Genomic DNA, 21,364 nt, shown 5'->3' with positions numbered 1-21,364 from the left:
TGCCTCCCGTGCTGCTGGCTCATCTGTACGCTAAGTGAGCCCTCTGATCCTCGCCAGCCGGACGATGGCTGGCATGCGGAGGTGGCGGCCGGAAGAGTGCCCGGGGCGAAACAGGGGCGCGTTCCCACGAGGCCGAGCGCGTGGGCTGAGCCACGAGGGCGCCTGGGGCATTACGCACCCGGGCGCGACCGGCAGATGCCGGGGGTATCAGCGGCTGCTGTTGACGCCAGGGGAGCATGCCGAGGGTGGCCAGGGCTCCTGAACGGCCCGGTATCGAGGGCGCCCACGAGAAGGGCGGGGTGGAGGGGCAGATCGGCTATTTCCGCCGCAACCACTTCATCCCGGTGCCCGAGGTCGACTCGCTGGCTGAGCTGAACGAACTCGTCGACCATTGGGATCTGCGTGACGGGCGGCGCCGGATCGGTTCGCGGCCGCGGACCATCGACGAGTACTTCGAGACCGAGCGGCCGCTGCTGATGCCGCTGCCGGAGGAGTCCTTCGAGACGGGCCGGCTCTTCAGTCCGAGGGTCGACCGCTACAGCCAGATCGCGGTCCGCACGAACCGCTACTCGGTCCCGGTCCGGCTGATCGGCAAGCGGGTCCGGGTTGTGCTGCACGCTTCCCACCTGGTGGTTTACGACCGGAACATGGAAGTGGCACGGCATGAGCGTCTGATCGCGAAGGGTGGCTGCCGCCTGGATCTGGACCACTACCTGGAGGCTCTGATCCGCAAGCCGGGGGCCTTCCCCGGCGCTACCGCACTTGAACAGGCCCGCTCCGCCGGCAAGTTCACCTGACTTCTCCCAGGATGCCCCGGCCTTCAGGCCGGGGAGGAATGGGTCCTTGGAGCGGAGCCGCGGAGCGGCGGAGATCTCTGCGCATTGGTCGTGACCTGTGCTTTCGGCTGTTGTCAGTGGTGGCGGTTAGGTTGAAGGGGTGAAGGTCGTGGTGCAGGTGAAGCTGTTGCCGTCGCCGGAGGTGGCGGCGGCTTTGGCGGCGACCCTGCGCGTGTGCAACCGGGCGGCTGATGCGGTATCGGTGGTCGCGTACGAGACGGGCACCACCTCTCGCAACGAGCTGCAGAAGCTCGTCTACGCCCGCTTGAAGTCGGAGTTCGGGCTCGCTGCCCAGCCGGCCGTGCGGGTGGTGAAGAAGGTTGTGGACGCCTACGCCACGTTGCGGGGGAACATCCGGGCGGGAAACCTCGGCCCAAACGGGTCGAGGCGACGCAGGCGTGCGGAGTCGAAGCCGGTCGTCTTCCGCCCCGATGCGGCCCAGCCCTACGACGACCGGATCCTGTCGTGGCAGCACGACGCGCGGACGGTGAGCGTCTGGACCGTGGCCGGGCGGATCAAGAACGTCCGGTACACCGGGCACCCGGGCCAGTTGGCGATGCTCGAGAAATACCGGCGGGGCGAGTCGGATCTCGTGCACCGGGCCGGCATGTGGTTCCTGATCGCCACCTGCGAGATCCCGGAGGCCCCGCTCAACACCGACCCGGTGGACTGGATCGGTGTGGACCGGGGCATCGCCAACCTCGCCACCACGTCCGACGGGGACAACTACCAGGGCCGCCGTCTTGGCCGCTACCGGCGCTGGCACGCCCGCAAGCGGGCCGAGTTGCAGGCGAAGCAGACCCGCTCCGCCACCAGGCGGGCCAAACGCCGGGCGCGCCGCGAGGCCCGAGCTCGTCGAGGCCGCCGACGAGAAGCAGCTCTCAAGACGATCGCCCGCTACGGCCGCGTCGATCTCTTGTGCATCGATGAGCTCGGCTACATGGAACTCGACCGCCGCGGCGCCGAACTCCTCTTCCAGGTCCTGACCGAACGCGAGGAGAAGAACAGCGTCGCCATCGCCTCCAACGATTCGTTCGGCGGCTGGCCAAGACGTTCACCGATTCCCGCCTCTGCGCGGCCATCGTCGACCGTCTCACCTTCAACGGGACCATCATCGAGACCGGAACTGACTCCTACCGTCTCGCCAGCACCCGAGCACGCGCCGAGCACGCTGCAGTCAGCTGACTGGTGCCCCCTGCTGGTCCGCTGCCCCAAGGGTGATAGCGGCCAGTTGGGATTCCCCGCTCGCGGCCAGTTGATGGGGAGTCAACTGGCCGCGATTGTCACTGGTTGTAATGGCACAATCGGCCCGGGCGATCCGCGCAGGCATGGCGACTGCGATCCGCGCGACAGAGCCAGCGAGCTATGGGGTGGTGATGCTGTCGACGGGGGCTAGGAACCGCCGGACGCATTCGGCGAAGGCGTCGGGCTGGTCGTGGTGAACGACGTGTCCGGCGGGCAGCTCGATGAGACGGATCGATCGCTTCGCTGCCATGTCGCGGGCGTGGGGGGCCGACAGTTCGTCGCTGCGCGTGCCCCGGATCAGCAGGGTCGGGCATCGCACGCTCAGCCAATCGTGCCAATGGTCACCGGACAGTGCTTGCTGGGACCGGACCGTGTCGGCCGCGTCGAAGGAGAAGCCCCAGCCTTCTGCTCGCTCCCTGAAGGTCACCTCCAAGTACGGCGCGGCGGTGCCCAGGGCTCCGACGAGCCCGTCTCGGGTCGCGACTCGGTCGGGCAGGTTCTTCGCGAAGGTCAGGTCGATGTCGCAGACCGCTCCGATGTCCTCGACGATGAGCGCGGTGACGCGGTCGGGATGCCGGGCGGCGAACTGGTAGGCGTTCACGCCGCCAAGGGAATGACCGAGCAGTGCGACCTCCGCCAGCCCGAGGTGGTCGAGGAAGGCTGTGACGTCGCCGACGTAGCTGCTGCGCTCGTAGTCGGCGGCCTGATCGGACTCGCCATGCCCTCGCTGGTCGAGCGCGATCACACGCCATTGGAAGTCCAGCCGCTCGGCCAGCGGAGCAAAATCCGCGCCCTCGCTGAAATGCCCGTGCAGAGCGATCAAAACCGGGCCGGGCCCGCCGAAATCGAGATAGGAGAGTCTGCGCCCGTTCACCTCGAAGCTGCCCCGCACACGGTCGTCCATGGCCAGCGAGTCTACGTGACCACTCACTCCCCGTAGCTCCGAGTCGGCCCTTACTCATCACCCGCAGTCACCGAGCTAAGTGGCCGTACACGGGGAAATCACGCTGGCCGCTGTCACCTAAGGGGCAGCGGACCAGCCAAGCCTCATGACCTGCTTCATTCTCCGAGTGCGAACGACGCCCGTTCTTGCCACTTCACGCCGTCGTGCATCATCAGTTCAACCGATGCGACGTGAGACGTGAACGGGAGCCTGCCTGCGAGGTCGGCCTCGATCTCCTCCAGGACGGCGTCTTCCTGGCCTTGAGCGATGGTCAGGTGCGGCACGATCTCGGCAAATCGGCCGGCATACGGCGGAGCCTCAGGCCAACGATCAGCGATCGCCTCTGTGAGCTGCCGCAACTGCGTGTCAGGCTCGGGGACGAGATACAGCACTTCCGGGAGCCGCCCACAACTCTCGAACCGCAGGTCAAAGGCCTGGTGGCTGCCCAGCACGTCCGCGAGAGCGGAGCAGACGAGCGCATCTATTCGGCTCTCATCGAGGAACGGGAAGAGCACGGTGACGTGGGCTGGAACCCCGGCCTGGGCTGAGGGGTCGAGCCGTTCACGCCACCCGCGGACGGACGGCTCCGCCTCCGGGATCCGGACGATGAGCCCCGTCTGGCCCGCCTGAAACGCACTGGTGATGTCATTTGCCATGACACCGCATGGTGTCACCTCTGCCGCAGACAGCACGGCTCCTTTTTCGCTGAACGATCACGTCGATCTGCGAAGCAGGTCGACGAGCGGGACGACCAAGACGCTGCCGCTGTTTCCCGTGAACATCCAGAGTGCCGATGATCACTGAACGCCGCCGGAACCCAGGAACAAACGCTGTCGGTTGAAGTGAACGAAGCCAGTCGGCTGAGGAGCTGGGTGGACGCGGAGCCGCGCGGGCAGAGACGGCGCGGCGTTGGTTGTCCTATCGCGAGAGGTGTTTGCGCCCCCGCGGCGCGACGGGCGTACGCGTGGGTGGCAGGGCTGTGAAGCTGAGACGAATCCGCCCGCTGTCAGTGCGCGGCTGCGATCGCCCCTGCGTTCTGGTGACTTTAACGCCAGCCGCAAGCACCAAATATTGTCGATGCCTCAGCTTGACGTTTAACGTCGCTGGTCACTCGACCTGCTGAGATCAGCGGGATTCGGGTATGTGTAGGGCAGCCGTTCTCCACGCTTCGAGATGTCGAGTAACGAAGTGCGAGAGAACGGCCGCTGCCCATGAGTCTGCCCGTCGATGTGCCAGCAGGCGAGGCGTTGGGTCTGTTGTCCCGCTTTCGGGTCGAGTTCTACGAGTGTCTCTACAAGCGGGCGGATGCGCTCTTCGAGCTTACCGACGCGGTGCTGTGTGCGGACGGGCCGGTGAAGACTCTGGTCGAGTTGTCGCTGGCGGCCGAGCACCGGCGGGGGCACGGCGCGCTGTATGCGGCCCTGGACCGGGGCTGGCTGGAGCCGGCGCGGTTGCGTCGCGCCCTGGCCGGCCTGCCGCTGCCGAGGGCGGAGGACGTGCGGATCGTCCTCGCTGTGGATGTGTCGCACGGGCTGCGACCTGATGCGCCGACCAGCGACGAGCGGCTGTTCTGCCACGTCTACGGACGCGGAGACCGCAGCAGCGACCAGTTCGTTCCCGGCTGGCCGTACTCCTTCGTCGCCGCCCTGGAGTCCGGCCGCACCTCCTGGGTCGCTCTCCTGGACGCGGTCCGCCTGGGCCAGGCGGACGACGCCCCCCAGGTCACTGCCGGTCAACTCCGCGAAGTTGTCGGCTGGTTGGCCATGGCCGGGCACTGGCGGCCCGGCGACCCCGAGATCCTGATCGTCATGGACAGCGGCTACGACGTCGCCTACCTCTCCCACGCCCTGGCGGACCTGCCGGTCGTCCTGGTGGGACGTCTGCGCTCGGACCGCGTCATGCTCCGCGACGCCGGTACGGCCCGCTCCGGGCCGAAGGGCGGGCGGCCCCGCAGGCACGGCGGCGTCCTCACCTTCGCCAAGCCCGACACCGGGCACCAGCCCGACGTCACCACCTCCACGGACACCACCCGCTACGGCAAGGCCGAGGCGACAGCCTGGGACCGGATGCACCCCAGACTCACCCACCGCGGCACCTGGCTGGAGCACGCGGATGAGGAACTGCCCATCCTGCACGGCACGTTGATGCGGCTGACGGTCGAGCGCCTGCCGGGCGACCGCACCCCGAAACCGGTCTGGCTAATGGTCCTCGGCCGCCGGCGCCACTCCGGCGGACGCTTTGACCGCGCGGGCGAGTCTGCCGGGGGGAACGCCGCCTGGTCGGTGACCTGGCGGCGCACGACGCGCAGTGAGCGGGTGAAGGAGATCCGGTCAAGATCGTGATCGCCTTCTTGTGCGGCCTGGTGCATCAGGTACCGGATGGCGTGGTGGACGAGCAAGGAAGCCGTAGAGTTCCTGCTCGGCTCCATCAGGGTGCTGTGAACGCAGCACCAGGTGGGGGACCGCCGAGGTGGGTCTTGATGTGGTCGAGGGTGGACTCGAACTCCCATCGCTGGGCGTAGAGGGCGGCCAGTTCTGCGGCTGGGGCCCGGTGGAGTACACCATCGCCGGCCACGAGGGCGTCTATCGCCTCATCACAACGATCCTCGACCCGGGCAACCCCCCGAGGCTCCCGTTGCCCGAGCAACCTCAACTGATCTTTCAGGAACGACAATTGCTCCGCTCCATATAGTTGATACTGACTATTTGAAGATGGATAATCGTTGCTGACGAAGGGGAGAGGGATATGGCAAGGCGGGCGGTCGGCAATCTGCTGGGGCTGGCGGTGCTGTCGTACCTCAGTCAGCGGCCGATGCACCCGTACGAGCTGTCGCGGGCCATGCGCGACCACGGCGACTCGCGGAGCATCAAGTTCAGCCACGGGTCGCTGTACATGGTCTTCCAGCAGCTCGCCAAGGCCGGTTTCATCGTCGAGCAGGAAACGGTCCGGCAGGGACAGCGTCCCGAACGGACCGTCTATGCGCTCACCGGCCAGGGACGCCTCGAACTGCATGATTGGCTGCGGGAACTGGTGGCCGAGCCCGCCCACGAATACCCCCGATTCGTCGCGGCACTCGCGCTGATCGCCGCGCTTGACCCCAGTGAGGTGGTCGAGTTGCTAACCGAACGCCGACAGCGCCTGGCCGCGCAGCGGGCCGAGAACCGGAAGCTGATCGACGACACCGTAGTGGCGGGCATCCATCCGCTGTTCCTGGTCGAGGAGGAGTACCGCCTGGCACTCCTTGACGCCGACCAGGCCTTCGTCACCCGGTTCATCGAGCAGATCGACAACGACTGGGGCCCGATGTGGGCCGCTTTCCACCGGCAAGGAGAGGCAGGACAACCATGAGCCTTACCGCCCTGGTGATCGGTGGCGGGATTGCCGGACCGGCGACCGCCATGGCACTGCAGAAAGCCGGCATCGACGCCGTCATCTACGAGGCGCACGCCGAGGGAGCCGACGACGCCGGCGTGTTCCTCACATTGGGTTCCAACGGGATCGACGCGCTCAAGACGATCGGCGCCGACCAGCAGATAACCCGCACCGGCATCGCCACACCGCAGATCACCCTGTACAGCAGCAAGGGTAAGCGGCTCGGCGTCTCGAGGATCAGCTCCGCGGCAGGAACACCGTCCATGACCATCAGGCGGGCGGGCCTCTACCGCGCCCTGCACCAGGCAGCGGTGCGCAGGGGCATCACCGTGAACCATGGCCAACGCCTGGTCAGCGCTGAGGACACGGGGGAGGCTGTCCGCGCGACCTTCGCCGACGGCACCACTGCCACCGCGGACCTGCTGATCGGCTGTGACGGCGTGCACTCGGCCGTCCGTAAGACGGTCGACCCCGAGGCGCCCGCCCCCTCCTACGCGGGCCTGGTCAGCCTCGGCGGCTACACCCGTGAGGTCACGGTCGACGCCGAGCCGGGCTCCTACACGATGATCTTCGGGCGGCGTGCGTTCTTCGGCTACGCCGTCGCCCCTGACGGCGAGGTCTGGTGGTTCGCCAACGTACCGCGTGCGGTCGAACCTGCCCGCGGCGAAGTCGAGCGCATCGGCAGCGACGAGTGGAGGCGCACACTCGTCGTGGCCTTCACGGATGACGCGGGACCGGCGGCGCGCATCATCGAAGCCACCAGCAGCGACAACATCATGAAGGCCAGCCCTGTCCACCTGCTCAGGCGCCTGCCCGCCTGGCATCGCGGCCGGATGATCGTCCTCGGTGACGCCGCGCACGCCCCCTCGCCGAGCTCCGGTCAAGGCGCCTCGCTGGCCATCGAGGACGCCGTCATCCTGGCTCGCTGCCTGCGCGACACATCCTCTTATGCGGACGCCTTCACCACATTCGTCGACCTGCGCCGACCGAGGGTCGAGAAGATCGTCAAACAGGCCGCCCGTATCAACAACAGCAAGGCGGCAGGCCCGCTGGGCCGCCTGTTCCTCGACAGCGTCATGCCGCTCATCCTCAAGGCCGCGGCCAACAGCAAGTACACCGAAGAAGTCTATGGCCACCACCTCGACTGGGACGCTGTGGTCCAGCCAGCCGGTGTCGCGCCGTCACGCTGACGAAGGTCAACCGCTGCTGTCACCACAGAGGCGGATCGCCAACGCCGGAACCATGCGGGGCCCGACGTGGTCGGCCAGTGGCTGACCGTCCAACGCTTGAAGATGTCCCAACAACTACTCGAGATCAGTGACCTCGCACCGCCGCTGCCCGGCACCAGACTCTGGTCATCGGCACACATGGTCTGGCCCCTACGGTCTGGCTTGCGAGCCGCCTACCTCTACAACCCGCCCCGGGGGTCTTCTGGGCCAGCCTCGAGTTCGCTGATCTCGTCTACGTTGATGCTCGGCGACATGCGCTGCACGTCCCGCTCCGGTGTTCGCCAGGGCCGCCCCGGATGCCGTGCGAAGCTGTCCGTTGACAGGCACTCGAACCCAATCCGGTCCGCCACCGCCTGGGCTACGGTCGACTGTCGGCGACGCTTGAATCGTGAGCCAGTTCCTGTTGTTGACCCCGGACGAGGGCTGAGGCAGGCGTGAGCGGACGGCGCGTGGCCGGCCGAAGGTCTGTCGCTGGCAGGGCGCTCCGGCAGACCTCGGTCTCGCCGTCGGGTGATGTGACCCGACCTGGACGACCGTAGGGCTATGGCAGGAGGAGCAGCTCGACGGCGATCAGGACGTCCACGACGCCGCACCACTCGGCGAATGTATGGGACACGATCCCGTCGAGCCTGCGCAGCCGCAGGTGGACGAAGTCCCAGACGCCGTGGAGGAGCCAACCGGCCGCCACCAGATGGCGGCCGAGGTCCGGGTTCACCGTGAGTCCCGCCAGGGCGAGCGCGCAGAAGATGAACGCCCCTGCGGTCTGGATTCCGAAGACGGTCCGACCGTGCGGGGTCCCGCGGACGGTGCCCCAGATCAGCAGGATCAGCGCGACGGTCACCAGGACGGTGGACGGCGGGACCGCGCCCTGCGCCCGGAGGGCGACCATGGTCGCCAGCCCGGCCCCGAGCACGGGCCAGGTCAGCTGGGGCTTCCCGAGCTGGTTGACGATCAGGTACAGCAGTGGCAGGAGGGGCAGGGCCTCCCCGAAGGCGGCGACCGCGCCGCTCGTGTCTCTCGAGCCGTCCCCGATGGCCAGGTCGGGAACCGTGAGCGCGAGGGCCAGTGCCGTGGGCCAGCGGCGCATCAGCACCTGGGCCGGGCTCCGCCTTGCGCAGGCGGCTCCGGTGGTCGTGACCGGCGTCGTCGCATGTGTTTTGGCAGTCATGGCGTCTCCTGGGGCGTAAGGCGTAGGAGGAAGGGGTGCGGGGTCAGCCGCCGTACTCGCTCCGGCGGCGCAGCATGACGAGGAGCATCAGCGGGAGCATCGCGAGGTGCTCCAGGGTGATCATCGAGTCGGGCGCGACGACGCCCAGCCGGAGCAGCGGGAACAGCACGAGCGCGGGGGCGAACATCGCGCCGCACATCTCGAGGGTGCTCGGCCAGCCGTGGCCGCGGTGGCGCATCCAGATGGCCATGCCGACCGACATGTCGAACGCCATCTCCAACGACGCCAGTTCGGGATGGCGCGTCGCGGAGAACTCCACGTCCGCGAGCGCCAGGACGCCTCGCGTCACCGCGCCGAGGACGAGCATTCCGACGGCCATCGCGACGACCATCTCCAGGTAGTGGCGGGCGAAGTGCCACCAGCCGTGGCCGCCGTGAGCCTTGCCGGAGGGACGGGCCGCGGCGTCCTGGGCGTGTGTCAGCCTGGTGTCGTTTTGTGCCTGCATGACGCTCTCCTCACATACAGGGCCGGGGTATCTCTACGCCTTTCAGCCTGCGCGAGCGGGAGAGCCGCCAGTAGTGCCGAAGCAGCACGTCCGGGTGTGGCGTTGTCACGTCTCCGCATGACATCTGTCATGCGGAGACCAGTCGTACGACACACGGTCGGCGCGCCCCGCTGCTGCGACAATGGCCGCGTGAGTGACGGAGCGAGCGAGCGCGGGACGGGGCTGACGAGCTTCCGGCGCTACACCTGGTGGGCCGTGCCGGGCACCACGGTGTGCTTTCTGGTGGTGTTCTTCGGTGCCTGGATCCTGGACGGCGACGTGCCCCTCTGGGCCCGCACCCTGGCCGTCGCGGCTCTCGCCGTTGAGGCCGTGGCGAGTGCGGTGCTGCTCAGCGGATGGCTGGCTGCGCCGTCGGCGGGCCACCCGCATCCCGCGCGCCCGCCCATGGGCTGGCTGCTCGCCGCGGGCGTCGCCACGGTCGTGCTCGCGGCGCTCCCGCTGGTCCGGCGCAACTACGCACTGTGGGCGGTCGCGCCTGCGGTCACGGTGGCGATCTGCGCGACCTACCTCACGCCGCGCCGCAGGCGGCTGCTGATCGTCGGCGCGGTGGTCCTCGCGCTGCTGCCGGGCGGTGCCGTCAGCCTGGCCGCCGGGGACGGGGAGTTGGCGTACGCCGCGCTGTTCCCGGCTGCGCTGATCGCCTTCACCGTCTGGATGGTGCTCGGCCCCCTCTGGGCGTGGGACGTCGCGGGGCGGCTGGATCGGGCGCGGCGGCTGGAAGCGGAGCTGGCGGTCAAGGACGAGCGGCTGCGGTTCGCCGCCGACCTGCACGACATCCAGGGACACCACCTGCAGATCATCGCGTTGAAGAGCGAGTTGGCGGCGCGGCTCGCGGAGCTGGACCCGGCGCGCGCCGCCGAGGAGATGAGGGACGTGCAGCGCCTGTCCGCCGACGCCCTCCGCGACACGCGGGCCGTGGTGCACGGCTACCGCCGTACGACACTGGACGAAGAGATCGCCAACGCCACCCGCGTGCTGGCCGCGGCCGACATCGACGCCCGGATGACCCTCGACCCCGCGGCCGTCGCCGCCGACCTGGTCGGCCCCACCCGCCACCTGCTGGGCCTGGTGATGCGCGAGGCCACCACCAACGTGCTCCGCCACAGCCACGCCCGGCACGCCGAGGTCGACTACCGCGTCACCAGCGGCCTCGCCCGCCTGCGGGTCAGCAACGACGGCGCCGACGAGCCCTCCGCCGCCGCGGAGAGCACCGGGCTGCGCGGCCTCGCCGAGCGGCTGCGGGCAGCCGGTGGCGAGTTGACGTGGGGCCGAGACGGCGACCGCTTCATAGTCCTGGCGTCGTTGCCGGCCTCGGCGAACGGAGCGGCGTGTTGATCCGGTTGCTGATCGCCGACGACGAGGATCTCCTCAGAAGCGCCCTCGCCGCCCTGTTTGCGCTGGAGGACGACCTCACCGTGGTGGCCGAGGCATCCACCGCCACCGACGCGGTGCGGCTCGCCCGCGAACACCGCCCCGACATCGCCGTGCTCGACCTGGAGATGCCGCCCACCGACGGTCTGCGCGCCGCCGAGGAGATCCGGACCGAACTGCCCACCCAGATCATCATGGTCACCCGGCACGCCCGGCCCGCGGTGCTGCGCCGCGCCCTGGCCGTCGGCGTGCGCGGCTTCGTCCCCAAGACGACCCCCGCGGCCAGGCTGGCGGAGATCATCCGTGACATCGCCGCCGGCCGCCGCTACGTCGACCCCGACATCGCAGCCTCCGCGCTGACCGAGGACGACTGCCCCCTGAGCGACCGGGAACTGCAGCTCCTGCGCGCCGCCCGCACCGGCGCCTCGGTCGCCGAGATCGCCGCCGAGGTCCATCTGGCACCGGGCACGGTCCGCAACTATCTCTCCGCCGCGATGTCCAAGCTGGCCGCCCCCACCCGCCACGCCGCCGCCCACCACGCCTGGCAACAAGGCTGGATCTGAGCCGCGCGAGCGGTTCCTATGGCGGCGACCACGCGCTCCGGCAGCCGAGCGGTGAGCCAGGCGGCGGCTCGATGTGGCCGCACGATTTGGTTGCCTGGCTCGTTGAGGGTGTGTGATCGAGCTGGGGGATGCGCGGCGGCTGTCGCCTGCCGCGCAGGAGGTGGTGCGGCTGCGGGTGGTGGCCGCGCTGGCGTAGGGGCGGGTGCGAAGCTACCGGCAGGCGGCCGAGGTGTTCGGGGTCTCGGAGCGGTCCGTGGGGACCTGGTGGCGCAAGCACCGGGCCCTGGGCCGGAGGCGTTGGCGGCGCTGGTCAAGTCCCGCTCCGGCCCAGGTGAGTTGATCAGTGCCGAGGACCGCGTGGTGCTGTTCCAGGCGATTCTCGATTACACGCCCGAGGAATTGCTGATCGGCGGCCCGTTGTGCCTGTGGGCGGGGGAGCGGCAGCGCGGCGGCCGCCATCACTACGACGGGAAGGTCCCGATCATCGCGACCGGGCTGCGGAGCCTGCGCAATCACGGTCCGGGTCACGCTCCCGTTGTACGAGACGGGCCGCACCGCTGAGCGGCAGCGTACGGAGGTGCGCCAGCGGGTGGGGACGAAGTACAAGCAGTCCCAGGCCCGGCAGATCGGAACAGACGCGGCAGGCAGCCGCCCGCGTTGCCCCGCCTCCGGCAGCCGACTACCGGCCGGAGAGTCTCGATGTGCTGTTCGGAGCCGGTGCCCGGTGACCATCACCTTGTCGGCGAGCGCCGGCTCCCGCACACCGGCCGCTGGAAAGGAGCCTCAACTCACCCGCGCGATGGCCGCTCAGCAGCGCTTCCCAGCCCGGATTGTCCCCAATAGCTGGCCGGGCTCCATCGGCACCTGCGCTCGTGCCTTTTCAAGCCCTTGTGTTCATGAACACGCTTGCATTCGTTGCTCGCTCCTCCGGCCGGACCCGGCCCAGCGCGGCCGGTTGGAGGAGATCCGCGACAACCTCGTCGCCCGCATCGCCGAAGCCGAACAAGAGGGCTGGCTCGGCGAGGTCGAAGGACTCCGGGTCAGCTTGGCCGGCGCCGAAGACAAGCTCGCCCAGGTCGACGCACTGGCCGAGAGACAGTCGGCTGCGGTCCAGCTCGGAATGCCGGGCTTCAGCCGGTCCGGAGGAACCGCTGGGACGCCGAGACCAACGTCATGATCGAAGCCAGAGCGAGCGAAGACGAAGATCAAAACGGAACCGACAGCCCGGCCTCGCGCAGCTGGGACAGGGCTGTGGACATGCATTGCTGCACAGTCCTCCCACCAGCACGCATGCCATGCTCCAAGGGACCCCCACTGGCGGCGAACGTCCACGCCGGCGCGTTGTCGGCCACCCTCTCGGCGTCCACTCTGATCATGGCGTTCACGCCCTGCTCACCCAGCCATTCCAGGATGAGGAGTGTCACGTCCTCGATGCCACCATCCTGGTCGATCTTTGGCCAGCGGCCCTGGTTTCCTGTCATTGCCCAGACTCTACTGAGGGGTCCGAAACGGTCGGCGTCCAGTGGTCAAGTCGGGGGGCTCAGTGCCTGGTCATTCTGGCAAAGAGTTCAGCGCACTCGCTGGCGAAGGAACAGAGCTGGTCCACGACCTGCCGGTACTTCTGCGGATCCCGCAACAGGTTCGGCGTGGCATCGGTCCAGTGCTGCCACAGGCCACCGGCGGCAAGGTATGGGGATGCTCGCTCGGTCCCAAGGACGGCATCGAGGTGAAGCAGTGTGCTGAGAGCGACGATCTGGTCGTAGACGCGGTCGGGTTGAGGCAAGCAGCGATCAAGGTATCTGCAGACCAGATCGGCGTCCGTGCTGGTGCCGAAGGTGGCAAGAGTGATGCAGTAGGCCCCGCCGCCGGGGCCTTCGCTGGCCAGCAGGAGTTCGCCGATGCGGCTGCGGAACTCGGTCCTGCCGGCTACAGCAACCAGCCAGGAGGCAGTCTTACGCTCTCGCCAACCGCCTTCGAAAAGGACGCCGAGCTCAGCGGGAGTGATCTCCCCGGCAGCCTTGACCAGCTCCCTCATGAACAAGTCACGCTCAGGCCCGCTCAACCGCAGCGAGCTTCCACCCAGCCGCAGGTACCGCCGGCCGGGCGTGACGAATCGTCGGACCAGGTCCATGAGCTCGGGGTCGGTGTTGGCATAGCGCATGGCTGCATCTTTGCCCGGCGAGGACCCAGCTGCCAGCGGTTTACCCAGAGCCTCGAGTAGCGATCGCTAGTTCAGAGAAGCTTGTGTCAGATGCCCGATGCTTTGTCCTGACCCCGCCCAGCCTGACCGGCTCGTCGAGATCCGTGACAACCTCCTTGCCCGCGTCGCCGAGGCCGAACGCGAAGGATGGCTCGGCGAGGTCGAAGGGCTGCGGGTCAGCCTCGCTGGGGCAGAAGAGAAGATCGCCCAGCTCGATGCCCGCCAGGAGCGCATGTCATCGAAGGTGTTCCTCGGAGTCCCCTCGCTCGACCAAATCGGAGCTCGAACGGCGGTGAGCCCTGATCATGAATCGACGCCTGGAGCCTGACGGTTCCCCCTCCGGCAGGGCTGGATGCGCTCATGCGTTCGGTCGGGCAGCCCCTGCCTAGGCTTTACGGGCGAGCAGTTGAATCTCCTGGAACTGCCGTCGGTCGGTGGGCTGAGGCTCGCGAACCATCCGGGCCACCTCGGCCAACCCGGACTTGCGCAGCATCGCGGCGAGGTGATCAGGCCACCACCGATAGGCCGGCACGACCGTGTGATCGAAGACCTGCGTCGGGTGAGAAGGATCACCGCTGGCCGAAAAGCCGACCAGAAGGTGGCCGCCAGGTGACAGCAGACGGTGGAACTCCGCCAGGATGACGGGGAGTTCCTGCGGCGGAGTGTGGATGATGGACCAACGTGACAGTACGCCGGTCAGCATGCCGTCAGCGATGTTCAACGCGGCCATCGAGCCCACGTCGAACCGCAGGTCCGGATAGGCCTGTCGAGCCAACTTGATCATCGCAGGAGAGGCATCAACGCCAAACGCCGCCAGTCCCAGCTCGTCCAGATAAGCGGTGATGTGGCCAGGTCCACACCCCAGGTCCGCGACCTGACCGTCCCCACTCGCACTTGCGACCTCGGCGAAGGCACCCAAGATCGCGCGGTCCAGGGGACTGTCACGCAGCGTGTCGCGGAACAGCTGCGCATAGGTGGGGGCAGCAGCGTCGTAAGCCTCGCGGGTGGCACTGAGGGCATCGTGTTCGACCATGCTCGCGACAGTAGTTCCTGGCCCCGAGGCGAGCCGAAAGAATCACGATCTTCCCTCCCGCCCGTTCGCCCGGGCTATCGCTAGTTCAGAGAAGCGGTGCGGTGATCTTTCACAACGCCCCTGGACATCGCGGAGATCGTCCGTCAGCTCCTGGAAGAGGGCTGGGAGATCGACCCCGAGGGTCTGGCCCACATCTCGCCGTACCTGACCGAGCACATCAAGCGGTTCGGCGAGTACTCCACCCACGAACTCGGCATCCAGCCCGAGGCGTACGACCCCAAGCTCGATGTCGACTTCACCCAGCTCCGCGACCAGGACCTGCGAGCGGAGGGCTTCGGGACAGCGGCCTGATCAGGCGAAGTCGGGCGGCAAATCGTCTGGGATGTCGGCCATGGCGTCGGTGACGAGCTTCGCCAGCAGCACCCGCGTGGGCTGTCCTCCTTCGAGGTCACGGATACCTTGCTCGGCGTCGTCGAGCGCACGCCCGGCGGGGATGCCGTGCCAGCGCTCCAGGCAGGTGCGGCAGCACGTCGCGGTGGCGTGCTGCGCATCGAACTCGGGATGCCCGCGGTAGGGCGTCTGACGGCCGTCGTTGCGCGGTTCGGTCGGGGCCGGCCTGCGCTCGACCAGCTCCTCGGTGTGTCTGCCGCGCAGGTCGACCACCGCACGGTCCCGGCTACGTAGCCGTCGAGGCCATAGACGCCGATTGTCGCCATTCTGAGCACGGGAAATCACCCATCTGCCTGCTACTCGTGCCGGTTCAACCGGCACGAGTAGCAGAGGCGGTGAAGTCGCATCACGCGACGGCGGTCCCCTCAAGCTCGACCATCTGGCCGGGGATCGCCAGCCGCGTCACACCGAGCATCGTGGTGGTCGGCGCCACCGCGGCGGCGCCCAACCGCGCAGCCAGCACGCCGTAGTGCTGGAAGAGCAGATCGACGTCGGTCGTGTAGACGTTGAGCCGGACGAGGTTCGCGAGAGACATGCCGGCCTCGGCAAGCACGGCCTCCAGGTTGTCGATGCTCAGCTCCAACTGCGCCGCCATGTCACCGTCATGCTGGGGCTTGCCGTCGCCGCTCATCGCGGTCTGCCCCGAGATGTAGAGGGTCCGGGTGTGCCCAGAGACGACCTCACCCTGGTTGAATCCCATCTCCACAGACCATGTCACCGGGTTGACCGCCATTCGTTCCACTGCCACATCAGCTCCATTCGATTCATTGGGAGTGCGTACGGCCATCGGCTCGGTAGCTGCCGGCTTCGACGTCGTGTTAACGAGCCTCGCAACAAATCACGACACCCTTGGTCATGTATTCCGATAGAGTTCTCGTATGCGTGCCGACCGATTGGTCTCGCTGGTGCTGCTGCTGCGTCAGCGCGGTCGGCTGACCGCGGACACGCTGGCCCGGGAGCTGGAGGTATCCACCCGCACCGTGCTGCGCGACATCGAGGCACTGTCCGCGGCCGGTGTCCCGGTCTACGCCGAACGCGGCAGGCACGGCGGTTTCGCGTTGTTGCCCGGTTTCCGGACCGAGCTCACCGGTCTGAACCACGACGAGGCCCTTGCCTTGCTTACCGCCGGATCGGGGCGCGGCGAGCAGGTGTTCGGCCTCGGCTCGGCGCTTGCTTCGGCCATGCGGAAGGTGGTCGACGCGCTGCCCGAAAGCCATCGGGCCTCCGCGAGCGACGCGGCCCAGCGGTTTCTCGTCGACCCGGAGACCGACCTGCTCTCACGTCGGCTGGTCACTGAGGAGGTACCCGACACCACAATGATCGAGGTCCGGCGCGCGGTGCTCGCCGGACACAAGCTGCGCATCCACTACGCGGCCACAGGCCAGACACCACAGTGGCGCACGGTGGACCCGATCGGCCTGGTCACCGTCCGCGACCGGGGCTACCTGCTGGCCACGAGATCTGGCACGGACCGCACCTACCGGCTGTCGCGGGTGTTGGCCGCCCAGGAACTCCCCGAAACGGCACAGCGACCAAACCGGGTCGATCTGGACCGGATCTGGCGGGAACGCTCCGCGCAGTTTCTCTCCGGCGGCGACCACATCACCGTGCTGGTACGGGTGAACCCGGCGCGGCGGGAGGACCTGCTGGACACCGCGCTGGCCGTCCGCGCAGAAGAACCTGACGCAGACGGCTGGCTGCGGCTGGAGGTGACCTTCCAAGATTCACGACACGCCGAATGGGCGCTGTGGCAGCTCAGCACGGACGCGGAAGCCCTGGCCCCGCAGTCGCTGCGCACCTCCCTACGCAACCGCGCCGCCGCCATTGCCACCAGCTACGGAGACTCATCCTGAGACGGAGGTTACGAATTCCGTGCGCTGGTTCTCATAAACGCTCCTTTGCCCGAGCAAGATCGGAAACGGCTGCACGGAGATCGCGAAGCGCCCGTTCGGTTCGCAGAACTTGTTCTCACTCAAAGGTGGGTTCGGGGTACTTCTGAGAATCGTTTGTGACAGCATCCGGGGGCATGACGGCCCCTCAAGAGGCTTCCCCGAGCGACGCCGACGACGTCGAGCGCCACCCCTGTCCGCGCTGCACCGCCTGACCGGGATCGTCGTGCCGCTCGCGCTCCGGCGTGGTCGCCGGCACGTACCACACCGGCCGCTTCGCCAAGGTGCCCCGGCTCGCCAAGCTCCTGCGGGTGCCGACGCCCGCCGACCGCGGGCCCCGGCCGGCCGTGGCGGCCCGGCACCTCCGTCCTGCTCGCCCTGGCGCCGGACGCCCCGACCGCCGACATCCGCATCGGGTACGCGAGGTGCTCGACGCTCACCCAGGAACTCCAGTCGCAGCTGGACGCCTTGGCCAAGCACGGCATCCCGCGCGACAAGGTGTTCTCCGAGAAGATCAGCACCCGGGTACGCGTGAGGCCCCAGTTCGAGGCCGCGCTCGCGCTGGCCCGCCAGATCAAGGCCCACGCCCCGCACTGCCGCGTCATCTTCACCGTGTACGAGATGAAGCGCCTCGGCCGCGACGCCGCCGAACTCACCGCGCTCGCCGACCACCTCACCGCCCACGGCCTGGTCCTGGAGATGCTCGCCGGGCCCCTGCCTGGGATGTACGACCCCAGCGGGCCCGGCCGACTGCTGTTCGCGTTCTTCGCGGCGTGATGCACAAGATCAAGAAACTGACGGGGCGAAGTACGACGTCGCTCTCGTTGGAGGAGGTGCTGCGGTCGGTCAATCCGGTCCTCCGGGGCTGGGATGCCTATTTCCCTGCGGCGCATCCAAGAGAACGTTCTCCTACCTCAGGGTTGTCCCGCAACTGATCCTTGGCATGAGGGTGGTTGGTCGGGATCGGATCCTGGGTCCCACCGGTGGGCTACGCCGCCGGGGATGCGTCGTTCTCTCGGGCTGTCCGGTTTGATCACCTGATGTCCAAGGTGGCCAAGGGCCTGGCGGGGTTGCGGGCATGCACGGCTCGGGGTGGGTGCGGTTCCCGTCCTCACTCGGGAGGAGTCGTCTCCGTAGGTGCGGCCCCGGGTCGGCAACTGCCGTCGGGAAACGCGGCAAGGGCCGTGGCCGCGGTCTGGTCCGGAAGGGCGAGAAACCCTTTGGAGGCATCGACGTCGGTTCACCCCCTGCGACCGCACGACGCAGCAGCGGCTGGCAGGGGCCGTCCTCCCGACAACATGCGGACCCACACCGGTGAATGAGCAAGAGAGCCCCCCTGTTATGGTGCGCCGATGTCATCGATCAAGCAGTTCCAAGTCACCTTTGACTGCGCAGAACCTGAGCGCATCGCTCGTTTCTGGTGCGAGGTGTTGGGGTACGTCGTATCGCCGGTGCCGAAGGGGTTTGACACGTGGGACGACTACCATCGCTCGCTGCCGCCTGAGCATAAGGTGCAATGGTTCTCCTGCATTGACCCCTCAGGTGTGGGCCCGCGGCTGCTCTTCCAGCGCGTTCCCGAAGTCAAGGTCGTCAAGAATCGGGTGCATCTCTGCGTGCGGGCCGGCACCGGGCTCGTGGGTGAGGAGCGCCTCGCCACGCTCCAGGCCGAGTGCGCACGACTTGTCGCGCTCGGCGCGGTACACGTGCGAACGCTGCTTGCCGATGGCACCAACGAGTCGTGCATCGTGATGCAGGACATCGAGGGCAACGAGTTCTGTCTCGACTGAGCATCCTCCGAGCCGGCGAGGTGGGGAGCCATCTTCCTTGGGCCTCTCTTGAAGGTGGTCTCGTGTGGGGCGGGAGTCATCCCGTGAGGGCAAGGTTGTGCAGTCGGGCGATGCCGAGCATCGCGGTGTGAACGCCGTCGCCGTTCAGACGGCAGTCGCGAAGGATCTTCCAGGTCTTCATCCGCGCGAAGACGTGCTCGACGCGGGCGCGGACCTTGTGGTGGGAGGTGTTGTGCTCCTCCTTCCACGCAGTCAGTTCGGTCTGGCCGCGTTCGCGGCGGTGCGGGATGACCAGGCCGGTGCCCCGGTAGCCGCCGTCCGCGATGACCGTGGTCCGGCCGACGGCGGCCTTCGCACCGGACAGTTCCCACGCCTTGCAGTCGTTGCGGTTGCCGGGCAGCGGCCGGCCGACGGCGACGACGAGTCGGGTGTCGGCGTCGATGACGACCTGGTGGTTGGTCGAGTACCGGTAGTTCTTCGACTGCTCGGCAACCGTGTGATCCCGCGTGGGGACCAGGGTGCCGTCGACGATCAGCACGGCGTCCTTGCGAAACCGCTTGCGGGGCTGGAGCGCGAGCGGCGGCCCGAGGTGGCCGATGATGCGGTCAGCGGCCGACTTCGACACCCCGAACAGCGGGGTGAGCTGCCGCAGCGTCAAGTTCGTACGCCAGTAGGCCACTACTAGCAGGATCCGGTCCTCCAGTGGCAGGCTCCCGGTCGGCCTTTGCGTACCGGGTTCGCACTCTCGCGCCGCATCGCAGTGACCAGCTTGCCGAACTGCCGCGGGCTCAGCCCGGTGAACGGGGCTATCCGTGACGGCTCCGACGCCGTGATCACACCAGCCATTACAAGATCTTCTCACCCGTGACCAGCAGTTACGGGACAACCCTTCGGCTGGTACGCGTGGTGGAGGCCGCTTCTCTGGATTCGCTACAAACACCCCCACCTGACCTGGAAACAGCTGCGGCGCCGCTACTACGGGGCAGACCGCATCACCGAGGGCGGGATCGTCCTCTACAACCCGGCGAAGATTCGGGTCCAGCGATACACGTTTCGTGGAGCGCAGATCAGCACGCCATACAACATTGATGAGGTCGATCCCGACGGAGCAGGCTTCCGCCGGACGAACCACGACGATGTGGCCTTCGTCGGCCAGGTCAGCGAATAGCTCGCCTGATCCAGCGGATCACGTGGAGAGCCGGATGCTCGGCCAACGGGCACGTCCGGTTCGGCGGGCGGGGACGGGAAAACCGGCACCGGAAACAGTGCACGGCGTCCCGTCCCGACCCAACACATGGAGCTGGACCGCAGGGGCGCTGAGCTGCTGTTCCAGGTGCTGACGGAACGGGAGGAGAAGAACAGCGTCGCCATCGCCTCCAACGAGTCGTTCGGCGGGTGGACCAGGACGTTCACCGATCCGCGGCTCTGCGCGGCCATCGTCGACCGCCTCACCTTCGGCGGGAACATCATCGAGACCGGCACCGAGTCCTACCGGCTCGCCAGCACCAAGGCCCGAGCCACCGAGCGGAACGCCGCCGGCTGACCTCTCCCGGCCCTTCCTTTGGATGCCCTCAGTTCTGTCGGCTGTTGGCCTCAAGGCCATGGTCCAGCGCTGCCCCGTCCGACATGTTCCGGGCATGAGGGACCTGGAAACGCAGATGCGTGATGAGCGGTGAGGCGAGGATTCTGGTTCGTTCCAGCTCGAGGTGTTCCGTTCCCAGATGCTCGAACAGCCGGCGTCCGTCGCCCATGAGCACCGGTGCGAGCTGGAGATTGATCTCATCGAGGAGTCCCGCGCTAAGCGCCTGCTGAGCGATGTCCGCCCCCATCAGTGTGACGTCTTTCCCGTCCGCCACTGCTTCCGCCTGCTCAAGCGCGCTTTTCAGGCCGTTGGTGATGAAGGTGAAGGTCCCGCTCTTCATGGCGCGCCGGCTTCGAGCGTTGTGTGTGAGCACGAAGCACGGCACCGGGAAGGGAGTGTCCTGCCAGACCTCGACACCCACGTCGAATGTCCTTCTGCCCAGTACGACGGCACCTGTCGAGGCGGAAATCTCCTGTGTCACTTTGGCGTCGACATCGCTGGTCGGTGTGTTCAAAATCCAGTCATGCAGGCGCAGACCACCCCGGCCCATGGGGTGTTCGATGCTGATGTCCGGACCTGCCATGAAGCCGTCGAGTGACATGGTGACGTGCAAGACCACCCTGCTCATATGACGAGTACCTTTCCGCGCGGTTGTGGTCGGGAGTTCAAGGAGTCAGACCGTGCGACGACGACAAACTCATCGGCCTACCGGACGTGGGTCTTCGCTTCGGTGTCGGTTCGAGCAGAAAACTCGTATCTCTGCTGCCGGAGCTGCGAAGAAGTTCGGGCACCGACGCGGCCCCAAGGCCGGCCACCATCACGGCATCGGGGGAAGGACCCACGGTCACGTCCGCTGGAGTGGTGTATCGACTGCCACTCGGTGATCTCGTTTCGAGGCTATGCGGTGAGTTCGGTGGGCAGGACGCCCTCGTCGGTTTCTGACTCGCTCGGGTGGAGGCGGGCCTTGGGCGTGTCCGACCTCGCGCTGCCCGACCAGCTCGTCGAGATCGGCGCGGTCGTCTGCCTCGACGTGACGCACTAGTGCTGCTCCGCGGAAGTTCGTGGAGGGGTGTTGGGGTCGGTCAGGCGGGGGTGTCGAGGTAGAGGCCACCGGCGCAGTCGAGGCAGTCT

The 21,364-nt window shown here is 67.7% G+C and carries 25 protein-coding genes and 5 pseudogenes; 18 read left to right on the top strand and 12 right to left on the bottom strand.

The window, feature by feature from the left end:
- Positions 1-245 precede the first annotated feature (245 nt).
- The 3 genes and pseudogenes from ACWCP0_RS33635 to ACWCP0_RS33625 form a co-directional block, all read left to right on the top strand.
- Positions 246-797, top strand: coding sequence for a Mu transposase domain-containing protein (locus ACWCP0_RS33635; protein WP_451082543.1), 552 nt, complete (start codon positions 246-248; stop codon positions 795-797).
- A 595-nt stretch (positions 798-1,392) separates the two neighbouring features.
- Positions 1,393-1,665: pseudogene (locus ACWCP0_RS33630) on the top strand (transposase); the annotation flags it as partial.
- 19 nt (positions 1,666-1,684) lie between these two features.
- Positions 1,685-2,021 (top strand): annotated as a pseudogene (locus ACWCP0_RS33625) (ATP-binding protein); the annotation flags it as partial.
- Between the two features lie 178 nt (positions 2,022-2,199).
- On the opposite strand, the gene ACWCP0_RS33620 reads toward ACWCP0_RS33625, so the two are convergent.
- Together ACWCP0_RS33620 and ACWCP0_RS33615 are read right to left on the bottom strand one after the other, a co-directional pair.
- The gene (locus ACWCP0_RS33620; protein WP_451082542.1) at positions 2,200-2,985 is read right to left on the bottom strand and encodes an alpha/beta fold hydrolase; all 786 of its coding nucleotides are present in this window, start codon (positions 2,983-2,985) and stop codon (positions 2,200-2,202) included.
- A gap of 155 nt (positions 2,986-3,140) precedes the next feature.
- Positions 3,141-3,680 carry a 2'-5' RNA ligase family protein gene (locus tag ACWCP0_RS33615; protein ID WP_451082541.1) on the bottom strand — a complete coding sequence of 180 codons (540 nt, stop codon included), beginning with the start codon at positions 3,678-3,680 and terminating at the stop codon, positions 3,141-3,143.
- 555 nt (positions 3,681-4,235) lie between these two features.
- Between ACWCP0_RS33615 and ACWCP0_RS33610 the strand changes: the two are divergent.
- Positions 4,236-5,256: pseudogene (locus tag ACWCP0_RS33610) on the top strand (transposase); the annotation flags it as partial.
- Positions 5,257-5,451: 195 nt separating this feature from the next.
- On the opposite strand, the gene ACWCP0_RS33605 reads toward ACWCP0_RS33610, so the two are convergent.
- Positions 5,452-5,598, bottom strand: coding sequence for a hypothetical protein (locus tag ACWCP0_RS33605; protein WP_451082540.1), 147 nt, complete (start codon positions 5,596-5,598; stop codon positions 5,452-5,454).
- 171 nt (positions 5,599-5,769) lie between these two features.
- On the opposite strand from ACWCP0_RS33605, the gene ACWCP0_RS33600 reads away from it, so the two are divergent.
- Both ACWCP0_RS33600 and ACWCP0_RS33595 read left to right on the top strand, forming a co-directional pair.
- Positions 5,770-6,372 (top strand): PadR family transcriptional regulator, encoded by a 603-nt coding sequence (locus tag ACWCP0_RS33600; protein WP_451082539.1) that lies wholly within the window; start codon positions 5,770-5,772, stop codon positions 6,370-6,372.
- Positions 6,369-7,586: an FAD-dependent monooxygenase gene (locus ACWCP0_RS33595; RefSeq protein WP_451082538.1), complete on the top strand. Its 1,218-nt coding sequence runs from the start codon at positions 6,369-6,371 to the stop codon at positions 7,584-7,586. The genes ACWCP0_RS33600 and ACWCP0_RS33595 overlap by 4 nt, the downstream gene beginning before the upstream one ends.
- A gap of 580 nt (positions 7,587-8,166) precedes the next feature.
- On the opposite strand, the gene ACWCP0_RS33590 is transcribed toward ACWCP0_RS33595, so the two are convergent.
- Both ACWCP0_RS33590 and ACWCP0_RS33585 read right to left on the bottom strand, forming a co-directional pair.
- Positions 8,167-8,793: a hypothetical protein gene (locus ACWCP0_RS33590; RefSeq protein ID WP_451082537.1), complete on the bottom strand. Its 627-nt coding sequence runs from the start codon at positions 8,791-8,793 to the stop codon at positions 8,167-8,169.
- A gap of 43 nt (positions 8,794-8,836) precedes the next feature.
- Positions 8,837-9,298 carry a hypothetical protein gene (locus tag ACWCP0_RS33585; protein ID WP_451082536.1) on the bottom strand — a complete coding sequence of 154 codons (462 nt, stop codon included), beginning with the start codon at positions 9,296-9,298 and terminating at the stop codon, positions 8,837-8,839.
- A 189-nt stretch (positions 9,299-9,487) separates the two neighbouring features.
- Between ACWCP0_RS33585 and ACWCP0_RS33580 the strand changes: the two genes are divergently transcribed.
- The 4 genes from ACWCP0_RS33580 (at position 9,488) to ACWCP0_RS33565 (ending at position 12,469) form a co-directional block, all read left to right on the top strand.
- Positions 9,488-10,693 (top strand): histidine kinase, encoded by a 1,206-nt coding sequence (locus ACWCP0_RS33580; protein ID WP_451082535.1) that lies wholly within the window; start codon positions 9,488-9,490, stop codon positions 10,691-10,693.
- Entirely contained in the window at positions 10,690-11,292 is a 603-nt protein-coding gene (locus tag ACWCP0_RS33575) for a response regulator transcription factor (protein WP_451082598.1), read from the top strand. Before ACWCP0_RS33580 ends, ACWCP0_RS33575 begins: the two co-directional genes overlap by 4 nt.
- 336 nt (positions 11,293-11,628) lie before the next feature.
- Positions 11,629-11,853: a hypothetical protein gene (locus ACWCP0_RS33570; protein WP_451082534.1), complete on the top strand. Its 225-nt coding sequence runs from the start codon at positions 11,629-11,631 to the stop codon at positions 11,851-11,853.
- A gap of 163 nt (positions 11,854-12,016) precedes the next feature.
- The gene (locus ACWCP0_RS33565; RefSeq protein WP_451082533.1) at positions 12,017-12,469 is read left to right on the top strand and encodes a hypothetical protein; all 453 of its coding nucleotides are present in this window, start codon (positions 12,017-12,019) and stop codon (positions 12,467-12,469) included.
- Between the two features lie 28 nt (positions 12,470-12,497).
- Here ACWCP0_RS33565 and ACWCP0_RS33560 read toward each other — a convergent pair whose 3' ends face one another.
- Both ACWCP0_RS33560 and ACWCP0_RS33555 read right to left on the bottom strand, forming a co-directional pair.
- Complete coding sequence (locus tag ACWCP0_RS33560) at positions 12,498-12,773, bottom strand: hypothetical protein (protein WP_451082532.1); 276 nt, start codon at positions 12,771-12,773, stop codon at positions 12,498-12,500.
- Positions 12,774-12,832: 59 nt separating this feature from the next.
- Positions 12,833-13,453, bottom strand: coding sequence for a DUF6000 family protein (locus tag ACWCP0_RS33555; protein WP_451082531.1), 621 nt, complete (start codon positions 13,451-13,453; stop codon positions 12,833-12,835).
- 97 nt (positions 13,454-13,550) lie between these two features.
- Between ACWCP0_RS33555 and ACWCP0_RS33550 the strand changes: the two genes are divergently transcribed.
- Positions 13,551-13,820, top strand: a complete 270-nt coding sequence (locus ACWCP0_RS33550; protein WP_451082530.1) for a hypothetical protein — start codon at positions 13,551-13,553, stop codon at positions 13,818-13,820.
- Between the two features lie 57 nt (positions 13,821-13,877).
- On the opposite strand, the gene ACWCP0_RS33545 is transcribed toward ACWCP0_RS33550, so the two are convergent.
- Positions 13,878-14,525 (bottom strand): class I SAM-dependent methyltransferase, encoded by a 648-nt coding sequence (locus tag ACWCP0_RS33545; RefSeq protein ID WP_451082529.1) that lies wholly within the window; start codon positions 14,523-14,525, stop codon positions 13,878-13,880.
- A gap of 120 nt (positions 14,526-14,645) precedes the next feature.
- On the opposite strand from ACWCP0_RS33545, the gene ACWCP0_RS33540 reads away from it, so the two are divergent.
- A complete protein-coding gene (locus ACWCP0_RS33540; RefSeq protein ID WP_451082597.1) occupies positions 14,646-14,876 on the top strand; it encodes a Tn3 family transposase in 231 nt (76 codons plus the stop codon).
- Here the strand turns inward: ACWCP0_RS33540 and ACWCP0_RS33535 are convergent, their stop codons facing one another.
- Together ACWCP0_RS33535 and ACWCP0_RS33530 are read right to left on the bottom strand one after the other, a co-directional pair.
- Positions 14,877-15,260 carry a DUF4186 family protein gene (locus tag ACWCP0_RS33535; protein WP_451082528.1) on the bottom strand — a complete coding sequence of 128 codons (384 nt, stop codon included), beginning with the start codon at positions 15,258-15,260 and terminating at the stop codon, positions 14,877-14,879. It abuts the gene before it with no gap.
- A 61-nt stretch (positions 15,261-15,321) separates the two neighbouring features.
- Positions 15,322-15,717, bottom strand: a complete 396-nt coding sequence (locus ACWCP0_RS33530; RefSeq protein WP_451082596.1) for a RidA family protein — start codon at positions 15,715-15,717, stop codon at positions 15,322-15,324.
- 136 nt (positions 15,718-15,853) lie between these two features.
- Between ACWCP0_RS33530 and ACWCP0_RS33525 the strand changes: the two genes are divergently transcribed.
- The 4 genes from ACWCP0_RS33525 (at position 15,854) to ACWCP0_RS33510 (ending at position 18,651) form a co-directional block, all read left to right on the top strand.
- Positions 15,854-16,828 (top strand): helix-turn-helix transcriptional regulator, encoded by a 975-nt coding sequence (locus tag ACWCP0_RS33525; RefSeq protein WP_451082527.1) that lies wholly within the window; start codon positions 15,854-15,856, stop codon positions 16,826-16,828.
- A 504-nt stretch (positions 16,829-17,332) separates the two neighbouring features.
- Positions 17,333-17,641 carry a recombinase family protein gene (locus tag ACWCP0_RS33520; protein WP_451082526.1) on the top strand — a complete coding sequence of 103 codons (309 nt, stop codon included), beginning with the start codon at positions 17,333-17,335 and terminating at the stop codon, positions 17,639-17,641.
- Positions 17,641-17,799: a group II intron maturase-specific domain-containing protein gene (locus ACWCP0_RS33515; protein ID WP_451082595.1), complete on the top strand. Its 159-nt coding sequence runs from the start codon at positions 17,641-17,643 to the stop codon at positions 17,797-17,799. Before ACWCP0_RS33520 ends, ACWCP0_RS33515 begins: the two co-directional genes overlap by 1 nt.
- 417 nt (positions 17,800-18,216) lie before the next feature.
- Entirely contained in the window at positions 18,217-18,651 is a 435-nt protein-coding gene (locus ACWCP0_RS33510; RefSeq protein ID WP_451082525.1) for a VOC family protein, read from the top strand.
- A 76-nt stretch (positions 18,652-18,727) separates the two neighbouring features.
- Here the strand turns inward: ACWCP0_RS33510 and ACWCP0_RS33505 are convergent.
- Positions 18,728-19,497 (bottom strand): annotated as a pseudogene (locus ACWCP0_RS33505) (transposase).
- A 445-nt stretch (positions 19,498-19,942) separates the two neighbouring features.
- On the opposite strand from ACWCP0_RS33505, the pseudogene ACWCP0_RS33500 reads away from it, so the two are divergent.
- Positions 19,943-20,194: pseudogene (locus tag ACWCP0_RS33500) on the top strand (ATP-binding protein); the annotation flags it as partial.
- 28 nt (positions 20,195-20,222) lie between these two features.
- Here the strand turns inward: ACWCP0_RS33500 and ACWCP0_RS33495 are convergent.
- Complete coding sequence (locus tag ACWCP0_RS33495; protein ID WP_451082524.1) at positions 20,223-20,861, bottom strand: dihydrofolate reductase family protein; 639 nt, start codon at positions 20,859-20,861, stop codon at positions 20,223-20,225.
- Between the two features lie 252 nt (positions 20,862-21,113).
- On the opposite strand from ACWCP0_RS33495, the gene ACWCP0_RS33490 reads away from it, so the two are divergent.
- Entirely contained in the window at positions 21,114-21,275 is a 162-nt protein-coding gene (locus ACWCP0_RS33490; protein WP_451082523.1) for a hypothetical protein, read from the top strand.
- Positions 21,276-21,364 lie beyond the last annotated feature (89 nt).

Source organism: Streptomyces sp. NPDC001970 (assembly GCF_053594115.1).
This window is presented reverse-complemented; position numbering and strand designations above follow the sequence as displayed.

What these genes read in the sequence shown, in the direction of transcription:
- ACWCP0_RS33620 (WP_451082542.1), bottom strand. Translation starts at nt 2,985, where the DNA reads ATGGACGACCGTGTGCGGGGCAGCTTCGAGGTGAACGGGCGCAGACTC.
- ACWCP0_RS33615 (WP_451082541.1), bottom strand. Translation starts at nt 3,680, where the DNA reads ATGGCAAATGACATCACCAGTGCGTTTCAGGCGGGCCAGACGGGGCTC.
- ACWCP0_RS33600 (WP_451082539.1), top strand. Translation starts at nt 5,770, where the DNA reads ATGGCAAGGCGGGCGGTCGGCAATCTGCTGGGGCTGGCGGTGCTGTCG.
- ACWCP0_RS33595 (WP_451082538.1), top strand. Translation starts at nt 6,369, where the DNA reads ATGAGCCTTACCGCCCTGGTGATCGGTGGCGGGATTGCCGGACCGGCG.
- ACWCP0_RS33590 (WP_451082537.1), bottom strand. Translation starts at nt 8,793, where the DNA reads ATGACTGCCAAAACACATGCGACGACGCCGGTCACGACCACCGGAGCC.
- ACWCP0_RS33585 (WP_451082536.1), bottom strand. Translation starts at nt 9,298, where the DNA reads ATGCAGGCACAAAACGACACCAGGCTGACACACGCCCAGGACGCCGCG.
- ACWCP0_RS33560 (WP_451082532.1), bottom strand. Translation starts at nt 12,773, where the DNA reads ATGACAGGAAACCAGGGCCGCTGGCCAAAGATCGACCAGGATGGTGGC.
- ACWCP0_RS33555 (WP_451082531.1), bottom strand. Translation starts at nt 13,453, where the DNA reads ATGCGCTATGCCAACACCGACCCCGAGCTCATGGACCTGGTCCGACGA.
- ACWCP0_RS33550 (WP_451082530.1), top strand. Translation starts at nt 13,551, where the DNA reads ATGCTTTGTCCTGACCCCGCCCAGCCTGACCGGCTCGTCGAGATCCGT.
- ACWCP0_RS33545 (WP_451082529.1), bottom strand. Translation starts at nt 14,525, where the DNA reads ATGGTCGAACACGATGCCCTCAGTGCCACCCGCGAGGCTTACGACGCT.
- ACWCP0_RS33525 (WP_451082527.1), top strand. Translation starts at nt 15,854, where the DNA reads ATGCGTGCCGACCGATTGGTCTCGCTGGTGCTGCTGCTGCGTCAGCGC.
- ACWCP0_RS33515 (WP_451082595.1), top strand. Translation starts at nt 17,641, where the DNA reads ATGCACAAGATCAAGAAACTGACGGGGCGAAGTACGACGTCGCTCTCG.
- ACWCP0_RS33510 (WP_451082525.1), top strand. Translation starts at nt 18,217, where the DNA reads ATGTCATCGATCAAGCAGTTCCAAGTCACCTTTGACTGCGCAGAACCT.
- ACWCP0_RS33495 (WP_451082524.1), bottom strand. Translation starts at nt 20,861, where the DNA reads ATGAGCAGGGTGGTCTTGCACGTCACCATGTCACTCGACGGCTTCATG.